We start from the raw sequence: 16,387 nt of genomic DNA on the forward strand, positions 1-16,387 counted from the left end.
TCACCGATGACGCCTGGCCAGCGTGCATCACCTCGGAGCCTTACATGTCGAAGTTTGCTCAGTCCGAAACCCCCGTTCACATCGTTGATGCCGTCGATGACACGGTTGACGCTATCCAGTTCCTCGTCGCCAACGCCTCCAACAAGCAAGAGGTTGCTGTCGAGCTGATCCGCCTGCTGAGTGACCTTATCGAACGTGTGCTGAACGCGGAATAAACAATCATCGCAAGGGGGGCGGCTGTGGCAGCCCCCCTTTTTTGGAGCCGACATGACCAATCAGGAACAGCAATACGCCCGCCGCATGGCGCGGGGCACCCTGCTCACCCACCTTTACATCCTTCAGGACAAGGGCCTGTGCGACCCGGCCACGCCCCGCACCGCCAACCGGCTGATGATCGACGGCCTGGGGGCCAACGGCCTGCTGCCGCCCGACGCCATGACGATCAACAGCCTGCAATGGCTGGAAGGGGCCGGGTACATCGAGGTGGACTGGGCGATGGACGACCACACCCGGTTCGAGTCGGTGACCCTGACCCAGAAGGGCATCGACCTGTACGAGGACAAAAATGCCAGAAAGCGCGAACCCGGCATCCTGCTCCAGCCCCGGCGATGAACCGATGGAGCGCGAATTCAGAGACGTGGTCAGCCGCCTCAACGGGCTGTGCGCCACCGTCGAACGCGAGTTTGGCGAGGTGAAAAGCGAGTTGCGACACGCCGAAAAGCAGAACGTCAATATCCTCGCCATGTTCGTCTCGGTGGTGGTCCTGGCCTGCGTGGCGCTGCTGCTCGCCGGGTACGCCGTGAGCACGGCCAACTCCAACCGCTCGCTGATCGTCGAACTCGTCCGGCAGTCGAACGAACAGGCGCAGCAGATCGAGCAGGCCGCGCAGCAGGTGGACCAGTTGCAGGAGGGGACGCCGGACACGGCCCCCCACAAACGGTAGGAGGGGCGACGTGTCCGACCAATACGACTACAGCGCCCTGCTCCGGCCCAAGTGCAAGGTGTGCAGCTCGCAACTGCGCCAGGACATCGACCTGCGGCTGATGGGCAAGGAGACCGACGACGACGGCGAGCGCTACAGCTACGACCAGATCATCGACTGGGCAGCGGCGCACGGCCTGGTCATCAGCAAGGCGGGCCTGAGCCGTCACAAGTCCGACCACCTAATGCCGGACGTGCTGGGGGCCATTGAAGCGCAGCGCCAGGTCGAGGCGATTGCCCAGGCAACGGGGCAGACCCTCGGGATGGAGACGGCCTTCCTGAACATGCTGACCAACAAGGCCATGCGGAAGCTGGGGGAGCAGGAACTCGCAGATGATGGGAAGTGGCTGGGCACCGTCGTGAGGGGCATCGAAGTGCTGCTCAAAGTCAAGAAGCAGGAAGTCGCCTTCAGCAAGGAGAAGCTCGAAGAGGCCAAGGGCAAACTCAGGACCAATGGCGTGTCTGAAGACACCATCCGCATGATGGACGAGCTGCTGGGCGTGAAGCGGTGAGCGCGGCTCAGCGGGGCTACTTCCTCGCCTATCAGGTGGCGTGGCTCAACGACGACAGCCGCCTGAAGATTGCCGAGAAGTCGCGGCGCATCGGCTGGACCTACACCCAGGCTTACGAGGACGTGCGGGACGCGGCCAAGGAAGGCGGCATGGACGTGTGGTTCAGCTCGGCTGACCTGACCGCCGCCCGTGAGTACATCCGCTACGTTCAGATGTGGGCACGGATTCTGAACGTGGTCGCCACCGACCTGGGCGAAGTGGTGCTCGAAGGCTCAGGCGAGAGTGCCATCAAAGCCTTCGTGGTGGCCTTCGCCAACGGCAAGCGCATCACCGCGCTGTCGAGCAACCCCAAGGGCTTCCGGTCCAAGGGGGGCAAGGTCGTGCTTGACGAGTTCGCCTTCCACGAAGACGCTGATGAACTCTGGCGGGCCGCCGCGCCGTCGGTGCTGTGGGGCTACCCCATTCGGGTCTTTTCCTCGCACAACGGCAAGGACTGCCGCTTCTACCAGATGGTGCAGGAGGCGCAGCAGGCGGACAGCAAGTGGACGCTGCACTCGGTGACCATCGTGGACGCCATCCGTGACGGACTGGTCGAGCGCATCATGAACCTGGACCGTCCGGCCACCGCTGCCGAGGTGGAAGCGTTCCTGGCCGAGTGTCGGGCCATTGCAGGCGACGACGAGACGTTCCAGCAGGAATTCATGTGCAACCCCCTGGACGGGACGGCGGCCTACATCAGCCACGCGCTGTTCGATGCCAATGTCGCGGCTGAGGTGCCCGACCCCATCGTGATTCTGGGCAGCGAGATTCACGACATTCCCCTGCCCGACTACCGCCCTGCCCTGCAATTCAAGCGGGCAGGCGGTCAGCTCTACCTGGGCGTGGACATCGGGCGCAAACGCGACCTGACGGTGCTGTGGGTGTGGGAAAAGGTGGGAGACACGCTCTGGACTCGGGCCGTTGTCGAGCTGCACATCGTCAAGTTCCGTTATCAGTTTCGCTGGCTGGAGCATCTGCTGCCCATGACCACCCACGCCGAGATGGACGAAACGGGCCTGGGGGCGCAACTGGCCGAAGACGCCGAGGAAGATTTCGGCTCCGAGAAGGTCACGAAGGTGACGTTCAACGAGAAGGAAAAGAAAGACCTCGCCGTGGGCTTCAAGAACGCGCTGGAAGACAGCAGCCTGCGCCTGCCAGGGACAGCGGTGGTCCGGGCCGACTTCAAGAAAATTCGGCGCACCGTGTCACCCAGTGGCAACGTGCTGTTCAAGGGCGAGCGGGACGCGGACGGCCACGCTGACCGCTTCTGGGCGGCGGCGCTGGGACGGCGGGCGAGTACCCGCGTCGTAGGCGGCGGCATCATCACGCTCTGAAGGGGGCCAAACTATGGACCTAAACATTCTGACGGCCCTCATCACGGGCCAGTGGCGCAGATTGCGGGCATTCGCCAGAACGAGGTGGACGCCCGCAACGCCATCAGCGGCTTGGGCCTGGAACAGATGATCGGCGAACTCTTCCCCGGTGTGGACGGTCAGCTGCTGACCGCCAACAAGGACGTGGTGAACCATCTTCAGCAAGGGGTCAACCGCTACGTGCGGGCGCTGACGCGGGGCACGCTGAACTGGGAATGGGACGGGGAGAACGACCCGCCTGACCTCAATCCTGGTGTACTGCTGAACATTGCAGGCCGGGACCTGGTGCAGGACGCCACCACCGACGCTCTGGTCACAGGCAAGTTCGCCTATTTTCCTTACATCGGCCCGGACAACCGGCGTGCGCCTGAATACCTTGACCGGGTTCCTGTGGCCCATCTATGAGGCCGGAGACGCGAGCGAGGTGCAGGCCGTCTTGCAAGTCACCAGCTATGTGGTAGACGGCAAGACGCTCTTTCAGGTGCGCCGCTTCAGCTCTGGCATGATGGAAGTCTTCAAGGGCCTGGAAGACTGGCAGAAGTACGCCACCGGGCAGCGCGAAGAGTTCCCACAGCCGCACTGTCCTGACCGGCTCCCCATCGCTTTCCGCGTGGTGGGCCGGGACGCCAACCGCGAACCCGAGGGCCTCGCCATGACCGCGTTGCCCGCTTTCCGGCGGTACGTGAAGGCGACGGTGCTGCTCGCCTTCATCGCCCACCGGGGGGGCTTTGAGGAACGGGTCGCCAAGAGTGACCAACTGTTCCAAATCGCCAAGAGCGATCCCCACAACCCGCTGCTGAGCGAGCTAAAGCAGGTGGGGCCGAACAAGGTCCGCGTCATGGACTCCGGCGGCAGCTACGACCGCCTGGAACCCGTCAAGCTGGCTGAATACCGTGAGCAGGAGCGGGACGCCAAGGCCGACGTGCGTGGGGCGCTCTACATGCCCGACGTGGACGGGGCCGACCTGAGCGGTGAAGCCCTGGCCGAAAAGCGCGAGTCCTACACCGAGACGACCACCAGCCTGGGCAACAGCGTGGCCGACGCGCTGACCGAGGCCCACGAGCTGGCGGCGGCCATGCGCCCGGCTGAACTGCGCTCAGGCTGGCGGGTGACCCTGAAGCCTCACTTCACCCGCGATGTGGAGTCCGCCCGTGTCGCCCTGCGCGAGGATTACAAGGCGGGCCTGCCGCTCTCGGCGTGGCTGTCTGGCCTTCAGAACCTCGGGGTCACCGAAGTCACCGAAGCTCACATCAACGCGGCCCTGGCGCAGGAAGAGGCGGGCACCCTGCCCCGGCCTGACGGCGCATGACCGACGCCGTGATTGACCGCATCATCCGCGAGCTGGGCAAGCGGGGCGACGACCTGGAGGCGCGGGGTCTCGCTGTGGTGCAGTACCTGTACGAGGACCTGAACCTGGCCGAGCTGATCGAGGTGCTCCGGGCGGCCACCGAACTGGACAGTCCACTGGCTCGGCTGGGGTACGCCGACGAGCTGCTCGGCATCTTCGACGACGTGGCGGCGGAGCTGGCCGAGCCGCCCGCCGGGTTGGTGCAGGCCGTGCGGAGTGCGGTCGAGTCCGGCATCACCGGCACGGCGGAGATGTTCGCCGCCTCGCAGACGGTCACCAGCGCCTTCACCGTGCCGCCCACGCTGCAACTCGAATGGATGGACGATGCCGAGCGGCGGATGCGCGAGTTCTGGGGCAACGAGCCGGCCCGCTTTCGGCAGGAAATCCACGACGCGCTTGTGGATGGACTGAAACGCGGTCAGGGCATCGACCAGATGAGCAAGCGCATCCAGGACCGGGTGGGGGTCAGCCGCTCACGGGCCTCGTTGATTGCCCGCAACGAGGTGGGCAACGCGGCGGCCTACGCCACGCAGAAGAGCCAGGCGCAGGCGGGCTGCGCGGAGTACATCTGGCGCAGCGCCAAGGACCGCCGCGTGCGGCCCGAGCACGCCAAGCGGGACGGCAAGCGCTTTTCCTGGGACGACCCGCCGCCGGACGGGCACCCCGGCGAGCCGATCAACTGCCGGTGCGTGGCCCTGGCTGTGATTCCGGGTGAGTAGAATTGGCAGGTGAGAAAAATCCTGTTGGGAGCGCTGCTCCTTTCAGGCGTGGCTAATGCGGCCACGACCTGGGAGTACGCCGAGTTAACCGTCATCTCGACCAGTACGCCACAAATGTACTTCTGGATTTCGCCTGACAAAGACGGGATGGGAGCCAGTGCGACCGGCAAAACCCGTGACGAGCTGGGGGCGAAGGCCAACTGTGGCAGCCTGAAGATTGTCAACAACAGCGATTTTTTCAACTGTGTCGGCAAGAGGGGCTGGGAACTGGTCAGCACCAACATGGAGCAGACACCACCCACTAAGATGACGACCTACCTGTTCAAACGCAGCAAATAACCTCGTTGCAGCCCTGCACACGCCAGCCGCTACCTCCCCGGTAGTGTGCTGGCGTCCCGCTGTGTGGCAGGCCCCGGTAACACGCGGGCGGATTTTTCTCACGCGCTCTGACCCCCGCCGACCTGCGAAGCGGGGGTCAAGTGTTTGCCGCCCACGCCCCAACAAGCGAACGTTGGGCCTCTCTGAGCCTCAGCGGAGGCCGGGGGGCTATAGCACTGCGGTCAGACCAGACGAGGGGGCTTAAAACGCCTCCCGTTGTCATTTCTGGAGGAACCCATGACGGCACCCGAGAACACCACCCCGCCCCCCGCTCCTGCACCCAGCAATGCCCCGGCTTTCCAGCCGACGGAAACGCTGGCCCTCGCCCGCGAGAACGCCCGCCTCGCGGCGGAGTTGCAGACGGTCACGACCGAACGCGACCAGCTCAAGGGGCAGGTCACTGACCTGGAGGTCAAAGTGAACAGCAGCAAAGAAGCCGAGTTGCAGCAGCAGCTCGACGCCATGAAGGCCGAGAACGAGACGCTGAAGACCAAAGTCAGCACGTTCGAGGAACGCGACACCACTGCCGAGCGCACCAAGCTGCTCGACGGCAAGGTCAGCGACGTGCAGCTCGCCCTGCGAGTGCTCGACCCTGAAAAGCACCTGAACGCCGACGGCACGTTGAAGACCGACGCGCTCTACACCGATTTCCCGTCACTCGCCCCGGCGGGCATCACCACGCCCACCGCGCCCGACGGCGGCGGCGGCAGCCAGCGCACGGCGGCGGGCGCCACGTCGCTCGACCGCGCCGTTCAGGGCGGATCACTGGCCGACATCAACGCGGCCTTCGACGCGGCGTCACGCCCGCCAAGTAAGCCTCCGGCCCTAAGCCCCCTCTCTCCGAGGTGTCACCGTGACCCTACTCAGCAATCCCAAAATCTGGTCGGCCCGCCTGCTGGCCCATCTGGACAAGACCTTCGTCTACGGCGCGGCCTTCACCAATCGCAACTACGAAGGCGAAATCAAGGACGCGGGCACCAGCGTCCGCATCCTCCAGGTCGGTGACGTGAGCATCAGCGACTACACCGGCACCCTGAACGACCCCGAAGGGCTCAACGACGCCGCGCTCGAACTGGTCATCGACCAGAAGAAATACTTCAACTTCGTCGTGGACGATGTGGAAGCGCAGCAGAGCATCATCCGCCTGGTGGACGAAGGCTCCAAGCGTGCTGCTCAGGCCATGAGCGACGTGCGTGACCTTTACGTGGCGGGTTTCCACAGCGCCGTCGATGCCGCCAACCTCGTCGGCACCGACGCCACGCCCGTCGTGGTCGGTTTCGCAGGCGGGCAGACCAAGCCCTACGACGCTTTCCTCGACCTGACTCAGAAGCTCGACGAGGCCAACATCCCCACCGTGGATCGCCGCGTGGTGCTGCCGCCCTGGTTCATTCGCGCCCTGAAGGCGCAGTTCGGGGACCGGGGCAGCGGCCTGGGCGACAAGATCGCCCTCGACGGTATGGCCGGGCAGCTCGACGGCGTGACCATCTACCAGTCCAATAACGTGCCCAACGTGGGCGGCGAGAAGTACAAGATCATGATGGGCAAGGACTACATCACCTTCGCCGACCAGATCGTGAAGACTGAAACCTACCGCCCCGAGCGCAAGTTCGGCACCGGCGTCAAGGGCCTGCACGTCTACGGCGCCAAGAACCTTCAGCCCAAGGGCTTCGCCGTCGGCACCTTCAACAAGGGCCAGATCAGCAAGTAATTTTCCCCCTGGACCGACTGAGCCTCCCTGACCGGGGGGCTTTTTTCGTTCCCTGAGGTGCTCATGAGCGATGAGAAACAAGACAGCGCCTGGTTCCGCCACCGCGACAGCGGGCAGGTGTTCGAGGCGTCGGGCCGCTTCCTGCCGGACGCCCGCAAGAACCGGGAGCTGGAAGAAACCATCAACCCGGAAACGGCGGTCAAGATGGAACTCGACAAGCGCGAAATCAAGTACCAGCCCAACACCGGCTACAAGAAGCTCCAGGCGCTGTTGACTGAAGCCCTCGAAGCCGAAGCGGCGCAGAAGCCCGACTGATGGCCGGCCAAACCAATCCGCGTGACGCCCCTGCGTGCATCGCCCTCGCCCAGCGGCAGGTCGGAGACGCGGGCGGCTGGACGCCGGAGCAGTGGCAGGCGCAGCTCACTGACGACGGCGCCGTGCGCCCGGTAGAGGGCGTGCAGCAGATGTTCTACCGCCCCTACAAAACGGCGATCGCCTACCTGCTGCGCCCCCGCGTGACCGCTCGTGTTGAGGGCGACGTGTCCGAGCAGTACGGCGACCTGACCGCGACAGTGGAAAACCTGCGCGAGCTGGATGCCGAGTGGGTAGCGGGACGCATCCCACCCGAGGCGGTCAGCGCCGACACCTGGGACAGCACCATCACCTGGGGCGGCTGGTAATGCTGCTTCCTCAGTTCCGTGACGAGGCCGTGACCCTGCTGGTGCAGGTGCCTGGGCAGAAGGGGCGGCTGGGCGGCGAGGTCAGTCCACCGACCTACACGCCTGGTGAGACGCACACGGCGCTGGTGACGAATCTGGGTGCAGAGCAGGCCGTGAAGCTGGGGCTGACGGCCACCGGGCAGCGCTGGCGGGTGCGCCTGCCTGCGGGCGTCCTGGTCGTGCCGGGGGACCGCCTGCGGTTCCGGGGCCGGGAATGGAAGGCCGCGCTGGTCGAAGTGCGGACAAGCTACACCAAGGTGATTGCGGAGGAAATCCGCTAAAATCCTTGTGACGCGGTTGGGTGAGAGGCTGAAACCTATAGCCGTTATGAGTCATGGGAGTGAGGAACGGCTCAATACTCCACATGACCATCCGTTCGAATCGGATGCCGCGTGTCCTGCCCAGAGATGGGCAGTTTTCCATTTGGAGAGTGAACTAGTGCCAGCCGACTTCAGCAGTGTTCGAGAAGCGGGAATAGACGTGCTTCAGCAGGAACTCGCCAATCGGGCGCAGCGCCTGCGAAATGGCATTGTCGAGGAACTCTCCCGCCCCGGCACAGGCCGCACCTACCGCACGGGCCACCGCACCGCGCCCCACAGCACCCACCAGGCCAGTGCCCCCGGCGAGTCTCCAGCGGTCAATACGGGCCGACTCCGGCAGTCCATCACCGCGTTGCGGATCAGCCCGATGAACTGGCGGGTGGGGACAAACGTGGACTACGCCCTGCACCTGGAGTTCGGCACACGGCGCATGGCCCCCCGCCCGTTCCTGCGCCCGGCAGCAGACAAAGAGCGTGAGCGTGGTGCGCCGTGAGCGGGCCTTACGACGTGCTGGCTGATGCTTATGCGGCGCTGCTGGAACTGACCGAACGGGTCTACCTGCCGGACCAGTCGTTACCTGACGACGAAACTCCCCTCATCCGCCTGGACCTCATCGGCTGGACCGACCGCGCCCGCTACGGCTCGGCGTCCGCCCTCACCCGCATTCAGGTCAGTGTCTGGGCGAACAGCCTGGACGCGGCCATCAGCCTGCACCAGCAGGCCAGGGAGCGGCTCGTGGGCCTCCGGTACAGACCGGACGGCGGCGGGCAACTCAGCGACCCCGACACCAAGCAGTTCGGCTGGAGAGCCGACTACCGGAGATAACCATGTCTGACTTCCATATTGGAGACAACAACGCCGTCCGCTTCGCCATCGTGCCCAAAGGCACGTCCGCGCGTCCGGCCACCGCCGCGTTTTTCTCGCTTCCCAACGTGACCACCAGCGACGCCCCCATCTCGGCGTCGAGCGTCACCAAGAAGTACTACAAGACCAACGGCGGCACGGCGACTCGTGGCACCGGCGCCACGGTGACGTTCACCGTCAGCGGGGACCTGCCCCAGGACAAGGCGCTGCGCGAACCCGTCTACCGCCTCCGCAAGGCGATCCTGAACGGGGACCAGATTTACCTGGAGCGGGCGTTCGACGAGGAGGCCCCCGCTGCCGAATGGGAAGGCGTTCGCCTCCCTGACGAACGCGGCGCTGCCCAGCCCCTCGGACAACGCCACCACCTACAGCTTCACGGCGGGCATCTCCGGCGAGCTGAAGGGGCCGCATCAGGCCGCTCCCGACGCCCCCAGCGCCCCCGGCGCCTGAACGTGCCTCTCTTCGCCCTGGCCCGCCGCAATGGCGAGCCAGTGGCCCTGATCACGGGTGCCCACCGCGATGGTGGGCGCCTGTATGCGGGGCTGCTGGTTGTGCAGGCCGGCTTGACCCGGCGGCGCTGGACATTTCAAGACACCGAAACAAAAGAAAAGCTCGTTTTGGAGCTACCCAAGGACGCGCTGCACCTCAAGCGAGGGGCAAACACAGCGCGGGTCTGGCTGGAGGTTTATGACCGCTGAACTGCAATGGGGCAGCCGGGGCACGCCCACCCCTTACCCGATCACCGAAGAGGCCCGCGAGGCCCTGCAAGAGCAGCAGATCGAGGCGCCGGAGCACCTGGTGCTGCACCTCCGTTCGGCCACCGGGCGTGAGCGCAAGAAGTTCCAGGCCGCGCTGGGCAAGTGCAAGTCCGAGGATGACCTGCGCGAATTGCTCGCCGACCTGCTGCTCACCCGCATGGACGAGGGCACCGACCGGCGGATCGTGCGTGAAGTGCTGGAGGACGCCGACCAGACCGCCCTGAACCAGCTTCAGTACGCCTATGTCAACGGGGTCATTCCCGAGGGAAAAGCCCTGGAGCGGGCCGTCCAGGCGACAGCGGCCCGACTCACCCCAAGGACGCTCGACGCCCTCGCAGCTACCTCAAGGCCGTCTTCGCCGCCTTCTACGGCGTTCGTCCCTGGGAATGGGACCACCTGACCAAAGAAGACATCGAGGACTTGGACGTGGAATTGTCCACGGTCTTCTACCTGCGGGACCGGGCGATGCGGGAATATCACTTCTACAAGTTGCCTGAGGAGGCCCGCAAAGGTCTGGCCGAGCCGCCGGAATCGCCCAAGAACGGACGCCTCACGGCAGAGCAACAGATCAGTCGGGACGCCCTCGTGGCGTTCATGTCGGACTACAACCTGCCTGAGCTGCAGCACCGCGTCCCAGGTGCCGCGGCACGGGAACTACTGGCACTGCACAAGGCAGGCAAGCTGCCCCGCTGGGCACAGAAGGCCGTGCGGCTGCGCGAAATGCGGGCGGCGGCAAGGGGGTGAACTATGGCATCAGGTGGAGGCACGGGCGGACAGGCCGCAGAAGTTTACGTCGATCTCGTCGGGCGGTTCGATGAATTCGAGCGCCGTTTAGCCGAGGTCGAATCTGGTGCCGGTGACGCAGGTGAGCGGGCAGGCTCCGGCTTCGGCGACAAATTCAGCGCCGGGTTGACCATCGCCGCTGGCGGCCTCCTGGCCCTGACGGGAGCGGTGACTGCCGTCGTGGGCAGCACCGTGGGGCTGGCACAGGAAGCGGCGCAGAACGTCAACGACTTCCAGGCCAAGCTGGGCGCGTCCCGAGAGGAAGCCGAAAAGCTGGGAACCGTCGCCGAGCAGGTCTTTGGCGACAACTGGACCGGCAGCCTCTCTGAGGCCGGGGAGGCCGTCGCCAATGTGCGCCGGGAGGTCAAGGGCCTGACCGATGAGGAACTGGCCGGAGTCACTGGAGCCACTGTTGCCATCGCGGAAAACTTCGACGAGGAGCAACAGCGCGTGGCCGCGTCGGTGCAGGCCGTCATGCAGGCGACTGGCGTCGGCGCCAAGGAAGCCACCGACTTCATCGCGGCGGGCTTCCAGCGTGGGCTGAACACCTCCGGGGACTTCCTGGACACGCTCATGGAGTACGGTCCGCAGTTCGAGAAATCCAAGATCGGGGCTGACCAACTGTTCTCGATGCTCGAAACCGGGGCGCAGAAAGGCGCGTTGGGGACGGATAAAATCGCGGACGCCTTCAAAGAATTCGGACTGACCGTAACGGATGTTTCCGACGCCAGCACCGAGACCTACGCCGAGTTGGGCCTGAGCCACAGCAAGATCGTGGCCGACATCAACAGCGGCAAGATGACCACCGCCGAAGCCTTCGAGCTGGTCACCAAGAAGCTGAACGAGGTCAAGGGAGTGGCCGACAAGACCCGCATCAGCGCCGCCGTATTCGGTGGGGCTGGTGAGGACATGGCGGCGGGGCTGGCCGGAATCGACCTGACCAAAACCAAGCTCAAAGACCTGCAAGGGGCCACCGACGCCCTGAATGCCAAGTACAACAACTTTGGCAGCCTCGCTGAGGGCATGTGGCGCAAGGTGCAGGTCGCCCTGCTGCCGGTGGGCAAAGAACTGCTCGGCATGGCAAACGAGGCGGTGCCCTACCTGACCAAGGCGTTCGACCAGGTGGGTCAAAAGCTCCCTGGCATGATCAAGAGCGGGATCGAGACGGCCAAACAGTTCGGGGCCACTGCCGTCAACGTCTACAACTCGGTCAAGCCTGCCATTGAAACCACCGTGGTCACGGTGCAGAAGCTCAGCAGCTTCATCGAACGGAACAAGGAAGTCCTGATTCCGCTGACAGCTGCTGTGGGGGCTGGTGCTGCTGCGTTCGGGCTGTACCGCGCCGGAGTCGTGGCGGTGACCGTCGCCAAAGCCGCCTGGACGGTTGCCACCACAGCGGCCACCACCGCAAGTGTGGCCCTCCGCGCGGCCATCGCCTTCCTGACGGGTCCCATCGGTCTGGCGATCGCGGCCATTGGCCTCCTGGTCGGTGCGGGCGTGGCGCTCTACCGCAACTGGGATGAGGTCGTCTCCTGGGCGCACAAGACGTGGAACCAGATCAAGGGCATCGTCGAGAACGCTATCAATGGGGCCATGTCCTACCTGCGCGGTGTGGACATGAAAGGCGTGGGCCTCGACATCGTGCAGGGCCTGGTAAACGGCATCCTGGCCGGGCCGCGCCTGGTGCTCGCCGCCGCCCGCAACCTGGGCAGCAAGGTCATTGAGGGTGTCAAGGGTGTCCTCAACATCCAGTCACCCTCCCGCGTGATGAAAGAGCTGGGCGAGTTCACGGGTCAGGGCTTCGTGATGGGCCTGGAATCTGAGGTGCCGAGCGTTCGCAAGGCCGCCGAAGCGACAGCCAAAGCGTTTCTGGATTCGTTCAGCGACCTGAAGCTGGAACGGTCGGTGGGCAACGTGGACCTCACCACCTACACCCGCACGCTGGAGCAGGCCGCCGCGCAGCTGCGCAGCAAGCTCAAGACAGTGCAGGAGGGCACCCCTGCCTATGTTGCCTGGCTCAAGGCGCTCCAGACCGTGACGAGCGAGCTGGACGCGGTCAAGAGCAAGAGCAGCGGCGCTCAGGCATCAGCCAAGGGTCTCGCCGACGAGCTGACCCGCAACCGTCAACAGATCGAGCGCGGCGAGGCGATGGAGCAGTACGTGGGGAGCCTGCGCTCGGCCACCTCGGCGCAACTGGCCTCGGCGCTCGAAACGGCCAGAGCCAGGGGCGAAACCGAGAAATACAACGCGATTCGTGACGAGCAGCGCCGCCGCACCGACGCGGCCACCGCTGCCCAGAACAAGGCCACCGACTCGGTGCGCCGGCACCAGGAACAGGTGGCGGACACCCGTTCCCAAATCGCTGCCAACGAGGCACAAGAACGCTATGTTCTCGGACTGCGTTCAGCCACCGACGCTCAGCTCCGCTCGGCGCTCGAAACCGCCCGGAGCCGGGGCGAAATGGAGCGGTACAACGCAATCCGCGACGAACAGCGCCGGCGCACCGACGCGGCTACCGCTGCTCAGGAAAAGGCGACGGAAGCGGCGCGGCGCCACCGGGAAGAAGTCGCGGACAACCGTGCCCAGATTGCCGCTGGCGAGGCGCAAGAGCGCTATCTGGCTGGGCTGCGCTCGGCCACTGATGCCCAACTCCGTTCGGCCCTGGAAACTGCCCGCAGTCGCGGCGAGGTGGAAAAATACAACGCGATTCGTGACGAGCAAAAGCGCCGTGCTGATGCTGTCCGGGACGCTGAGGATAAGGCGACTGAGGCCACCCGCCGTCAGCAGCAGCAGCTGGCCGACAACCGTGCCCAGATTGTCGCGGGTGAGTCGCAGGAACGCTACGTGCGCGGCCTGCGCTCGGCCACTGATGCCCAACTCGCCAGTGCCCTCGCCACCGCCCGCGCTGGTGGCGAGATCGAGAAGTACAACCTGATCCGGGCCGAGCAGAAGCGCCGCACTGACGCCGCTGCCGACGCCCAGGAGAAGGCCGCTGAAGCCTCGCGCCGGGAAGCCGAAGCCGCTACCCAGGGGCGCAAGGCCATCGCTGAAGGGCGTGAGTACGATGCCTGGAAGGAAGGGCTCAAGGGCCTGACCGACGAGGAGCTACGGGCCTCTGCCGCCTCGCTGGAAGCTGCTGGAAACCAGCAACGTTACGGCGACGTGATGGGCGAGCTGAAGCGCCGCACCGACGAGGCCAGCCGGGCACAGGAAGCGTGGGGCGACAACCTCGACCGCCTGGCCGAGTCGGACTGGGTCAAGGGCCTGCGGGACCTCAACGATGCCCAACTGGCAGCCGCCCTGAGCAGCGCTGAGGCTGAGCACAACGTCTCCCGGTACAACGCGGTCCTGGCAGAGCAGACCCGCCGCACCGATGAGGCGAGCAAGAAGCACGAGTCCTGGGCCGACAACCTGGACAAGCTCAGCGAAAGCGGGTGGGTCAGCAGCCTGCGGGACATGACCGACGCTCAGCTGGCCTCGGCACTGGCGACAGCACAGGCAGGGGAGAACGTCTCTCACTACAACGCGGTCCTGGCAGAGCAGCGGCGCCGCACCGACGAGGTGGAGAAGGCACAGCGCAGCTGGCTCGACAACCTCGACCGGGTTCAGCAGGGCACCTGGGTCAAGAGCTGCGGGACATGACCAGCGAGCAGCTGGCCGCCGCGCTCGCCTCTGCCGAGGCAGGGCAGAACGTGGGCGAGTACAACGCCGTCCTGGCCGAGCAGGGACGCCGCACCGACGAGGTCACCAAAAAGACCGAGGCATGGGCGGACAACCTGGTCAAACTCAGCGAGGGCAACTGGACCAAGGGCCTGCACGACTTCACCGACGAGCAGCTGCTCTCGGCACTGGCAACCGCTGAGGCTGAGCAGAACGTGGGCCGCTACAACGCGGTCCTGACCGAGATGCTCCGGCGCCTGGACGAATCGGGCAAAAAGCAGGATGCCTGGCTCGACAACCTCGACAAGATTGGAGAGGGCAACTGGGTCAAGGGCCTGCGGGACCTCGACGAATCGCAGTTGCAGGCTGCCCTCAGCGCTGCCGTCGCCGAGCAGAACGTTGCCCGCTACAACACAGTTCTGGCCGAACTCGCCCGGCGCACGGACGAGGCCACCAAGAGCCAGGACGCCTGGAACGACAACGTCAACAAGCTCAATTTCTCGCGCTGGACGGCGGGCCTCAAGAATATGAGCGACGCCGAGCTGGACGTGATGCTGGGCATGGCGGCGGCTGCGGGCAACATCGCGGAGTACAACGCGGTGCTGGCCGAGCAGGGACGCCGGGTTGACGATGCCAGCAAGAAGCACGAAGCCTGGGTCCAGAACCTGGAGAAGATCGAGCGCGGCACGTGGGTGGACAGCCTGCGGGACCTGAGCGACGAGGAACTTCAGAGTGCCCTGGCCTCGGCCACCGCCGCCGAGAACCTCGACGGGTTCAACGCTGTGCTGGCTGAAATGAAGCGGCGCACCGACGACGCGGCCAGGGCCCAAGCAAGCTGGAACGCGGTTATCGGGAAGCTCGACCGTGACGGGTACGCCGAAAGCCTCAAGGGCATGAGCGACGCTCAGCTCGTGCTGATGCTGGAGACGGCGTCCTCGACCCAGAACGCCGAGGATTTCACGGCAATTCTGGCCGAGCAGAGCCGCCGTACCACTGAGGCCGCCAAGAACACCGAGACGCTCGCCGCCGCCCGCCAGAAGCTCACCGAGATTCAGGCCGGGGGTGCGCGGCCCTTCGCCGCCGAGCTGGCCGCCCTGGAAGCCCTGCGGGGCAAGCCGGGGGTCGTGGCGGCGGAACTCGACAAGCTGATCGCCTCCTACACCCGCCTGCAAGAGCAGACCGAAAAGCAGCAGGGCCTGGAAAAGTCGATCAACAAATGGTCCACCTACGCGAAAAACCTCATTCCTGTTGTTACCGGCGCGATGGAAGCGCTGGGCGGGGCGTCGAGTGAGGTGGCCGGACAGTGGGCCTCTGACCTCGGCAGCATGGTCAGCGACATCACGAATTTCGGCATGGCGATTGCGAAAGGGGATTACATCGGCGCGGCCATCCAGTTCTTCACGACCGTCTTGAACTGGTGGAACCGAAACAAGAAGGCCGCCGAAGAAGCCGCCAAGGCCACCCGCGAATACAACGAGCAGTTCAAATTCGCGCAGGGGACTGCGGGCGACAACTACGGCAGCCGGACCACGGGGAGCTACACGACCGGCTTCCTGTTCTGGGAGACGACCCACTACACCGAGCAGATCGACACCCTCAAACGGGACATCGCGCTCGCGCTGGAGGGTGGCTGGATCAACGGGATGAAGGACGGGTTCACCCAGGCACTGGCCCAGAACGATTTTTCGCTGTTCGAGAAGTCGCTCAAGTCCTCGGTGGGGAAAGCGGTTCTGGACGGGCTGATGGAGTCGTTCATCAACCGGGCCATCATCGCCAGGATCATCGGCCCGGCCATCGACTCTTACCTGCGAACCGGGGATACAGCGGCACTTCGCACAGCCATCCAGGCGGCGAGTGGCGAGGCTGAGCGGTTCTACAACGATGTCCTCGCGCCCATTGCTCAGGAGTTCGGGATGCTGGGCACCGCCGTAAAGCCCGAGGCGTCGTCCGGCCCCACGACCACGGCACCACAGGACACCACCCGCACAGTGAAAGTCGACATGCCCAACGTCACAGCTTCCATGAATTTCGACGTACTGGGCACGCTCGCCACCGTGGTCGAGCGGGCGGCGCCCCGAATCGAGAACGGCGGTGTGGCGCTCGAACGCGGCGCCGGGGTGTTCGGGGCGCAGGTGGACCGCCTGGAACGTCTGCTCAGCGGCGCCGAACTGCGGCCCGATACTCGCGCCCTGCGCGGCTTGTAAGGGGGTAGAAATGCAAATTCG

20 protein-coding genes are annotated in these 16,387 nt (G+C 65.2%); all 20 read left to right on the forward strand.

What is annotated here, in order from left to right:
* Positions 1 to 44: 44 nt before the first annotated feature.
* The 20 genes from DR_RS14040 to DR_RS14135 all read left to right on the forward strand — a co-directional run bounded on the left by DR_RS14040 (position 45) and on the right by DR_RS14135 (position 16,366).
* Entirely contained in the window at positions 45 to 215 is a 171-nt protein-coding gene (locus DR_RS14040) for a hypothetical protein (RefSeq protein WP_162177628.1), read from the forward strand.
* A gap of 52 nt (positions 216 to 267) precedes the next feature.
* The gene (locus DR_RS14045; protein WP_010889350.1) at positions 268 to 612 is read left to right on the forward strand and encodes a hypothetical protein; all 345 of its coding nucleotides are present in this window, start codon (positions 268 to 270) and stop codon (positions 610 to 612) included.
* Positions 613 to 616: 4 nt separating this feature from the next.
* Positions 617 to 943 carry a hypothetical protein gene (locus DR_RS14050; RefSeq protein WP_027479732.1) on the forward strand — a complete coding sequence of 109 codons (327 nt, stop codon included), beginning with the start codon at positions 617 to 619 and terminating at the stop codon, positions 941 to 943.
* A 10-nt stretch (positions 944 to 953) separates the two neighbouring features.
* Positions 954 to 1,493, forward strand: coding sequence for a hypothetical protein (locus DR_RS14055; protein WP_010889352.1), 540 nt, complete (start codon positions 954 to 956; stop codon positions 1,491 to 1,493).
* Positions 1,490 to 2,866 carry a terminase large subunit domain-containing protein gene (locus DR_RS14060; RefSeq protein ID WP_010889353.1) on the forward strand — a complete coding sequence of 459 codons (1,377 nt, stop codon included), beginning with the start codon at positions 1,490 to 1,492 and terminating at the stop codon, positions 2,864 to 2,866. Before DR_RS14055 ends, DR_RS14060 begins: the two co-directional genes overlap by 4 nt.
* Before the next feature lie 51 nt (positions 2,867 to 2,917).
* Complete coding sequence (locus DR_RS14065; RefSeq protein WP_010889354.1) at positions 2,918 to 3,310, forward strand: hypothetical protein; 393 nt, start codon at positions 2,918 to 2,920, stop codon at positions 3,308 to 3,310.
* Entirely contained in the window at positions 3,267 to 4,214 is a 948-nt protein-coding gene (locus tag DR_RS14070) for a hypothetical protein (protein WP_164928021.1), read from the forward strand. The genes DR_RS14065 and DR_RS14070 overlap by 44 nt, the downstream gene beginning before the upstream one ends.
* Positions 4,211 to 4,972, forward strand: coding sequence for a minor capsid protein (locus DR_RS14075; RefSeq protein WP_010889356.1), 762 nt, complete (start codon positions 4,211 to 4,213; stop codon positions 4,970 to 4,972). Before DR_RS14070 ends, DR_RS14075 begins: the two co-directional genes overlap by 4 nt.
* Positions 4,973 to 4,981: 9 nt before the next feature.
* Positions 4,982 to 5,311 (forward strand): hypothetical protein, encoded by a 330-nt coding sequence (locus DR_RS14080; RefSeq protein ID WP_010889357.1) that lies wholly within the window; start codon positions 4,982 to 4,984, stop codon positions 5,309 to 5,311.
* An 892-nt stretch (positions 5,312 to 6,203) separates the two neighbouring features.
* A complete protein-coding gene (locus DR_RS14085; protein ID WP_010889358.1) occupies positions 6,204 to 7,058 on the forward strand; it encodes a hypothetical protein in 855 nt (284 codons plus the stop codon).
* Between the two features lie 63 nt (positions 7,059 to 7,121).
* A complete protein-coding gene (locus DR_RS14090; RefSeq protein ID WP_010889359.1) occupies positions 7,122 to 7,373 on the forward strand; it encodes a hypothetical protein in 252 nt (83 codons plus the stop codon).
* A complete protein-coding gene (locus DR_RS14095) occupies positions 7,373 to 7,738 on the forward strand; it encodes a hypothetical protein (protein ID WP_010889360.1) in 366 nt (121 codons plus the stop codon). The genes DR_RS14090 and DR_RS14095 overlap by 1 nt, the downstream gene beginning before the upstream one ends.
* Positions 7,738 to 8,058 carry a hypothetical protein gene (locus DR_RS14100; protein WP_010889361.1) on the forward strand — a complete coding sequence of 107 codons (321 nt, stop codon included), beginning with the start codon at positions 7,738 to 7,740 and terminating at the stop codon, positions 8,056 to 8,058. Before DR_RS14095 ends, DR_RS14100 begins: the two co-directional genes overlap by 1 nt.
* Positions 8,059 to 8,215: 157 nt before the next feature.
* Positions 8,216 to 8,590, forward strand: a complete 375-nt coding sequence (locus DR_RS14105; RefSeq protein WP_162177629.1) for a hypothetical protein — start codon at positions 8,216 to 8,218, stop codon at positions 8,588 to 8,590.
* Positions 8,587 to 8,922, forward strand: coding sequence for a hypothetical protein (locus DR_RS14110; protein ID WP_010889363.1), 336 nt, complete (start codon positions 8,587 to 8,589; stop codon positions 8,920 to 8,922). Before DR_RS14105 ends, DR_RS14110 begins: the two co-directional genes overlap by 4 nt.
* Before the next feature lie 2 nt (positions 8,923 to 8,924).
* Positions 8,925 to 9,659, forward strand: coding sequence for a hypothetical protein (locus DR_RS14115; RefSeq protein WP_010889364.1), 735 nt, complete (start codon positions 8,925 to 8,927; stop codon positions 9,657 to 9,659).
* On the forward strand, positions 9,649 to 10,119 hold the full coding sequence (locus tag DR_RS14120) for a hypothetical protein (RefSeq protein ID WP_010889365.1): 471 nt from the start codon (positions 9,649 to 9,651) through the stop codon (positions 10,117 to 10,119). Before DR_RS14115 ends, DR_RS14120 begins: the two co-directional genes overlap by 11 nt.
* 26 nt (positions 10,120 to 10,145) lie before the next feature.
* A complete protein-coding gene (locus DR_RS14125; protein WP_162177630.1) occupies positions 10,146 to 10,463 on the forward strand; it encodes a hypothetical protein in 318 nt (105 codons plus the stop codon).
* Between the two features lie 3 nt (positions 10,464 to 10,466).
* On the forward strand, positions 10,467 to 14,144 hold the full coding sequence (locus DR_RS14130) for a phage tail tape measure protein (protein WP_010889367.1): 3,678 nt from the start codon (positions 10,467 to 10,469) through the stop codon (positions 14,142 to 14,144).
* A complete protein-coding gene (locus DR_RS14135; RefSeq protein ID WP_164928022.1) occupies positions 14,141 to 16,366 on the forward strand; it encodes a hypothetical protein in 2,226 nt (741 codons plus the stop codon). Before DR_RS14130 ends, DR_RS14135 begins: the two co-directional genes overlap by 4 nt.
* Positions 16,367 to 16,387: the final 21 nt, after the last annotated feature.

The sequence above is a fragment of the Deinococcus radiodurans R1 = ATCC 13939 = DSM 20539 genome (assembly GCF_000008565.1).
Taxonomy (GTDB): Bacteria; Deinococcota; Deinococci; order Deinococcales; family Deinococcaceae; genus Deinococcus; species Deinococcus radiodurans.